Source organism: Neisseria sp. P0021.S007, assembly GCF_051956855.1.
Map to the genome: position 1 here is coordinate 1 of NZ_JBQCXA010001010.1, position 549 is coordinate 549.

Annotated in this window: 1 protein-coding gene; it reads right to left on the minus strand. The window is 45.0% G+C overall.

Going from position 1 to position 549, the window contains the following annotated elements:
- On the minus strand, positions 1-331 hold a 331-nt coding region (locus ACTHUR_RS17240), incomplete at its 3' end, for an NAD(P)-binding protein (protein ID WP_440399932.1).
- Positions 332-549: the final 218 nt, after the last annotated feature.

Below are 549 nucleotides of genomic sequence, written 5' to 3' on the forward strand. Positions count from 1 at the left end.
CTTTCATGCCGTCTGAAGACGTATAGGCAGCATTGTTGCCATTGCGTTCAAACCCTTCTGCCAACAATACATCGCAGTGATTATGCTTCGCCAAATACCACAACGCCCCCAACCCAGCCGCACCGCCGCCGAGTATCAACGTATTGCATTCATAACGACGGGGCGGCGCTTGCAACAATTCCCGATCGCGCAACAAATGCCCCAACGGCAAGCCGACACGGTTAATAGAAACCGGCGGTTTGCGGTTGAGGTATTTGTAAGTCTGCCAAGAGAAAGCAGAAGCGGCACCAAGCGCGGCGGTATAACTGAGAAATTGACGGCGGGTTAGCATAATAAATTATTGCTTTTCAGTATTTTTTTAGGAAAGCAAGTCATACACCCTTTTCTCTGTAAGATACCCATTATTTCCAAATGCCTTCATGTTATAGAACCGATAACACTTAACCAGCAATAAATTAACATCTCCTGAAATATCAAATGGCGTATGCTTGGCGTTGAACTTTTGCCCCTCTTGCCAATATTGATAAAACTAAAATAAAGTCAAATCAC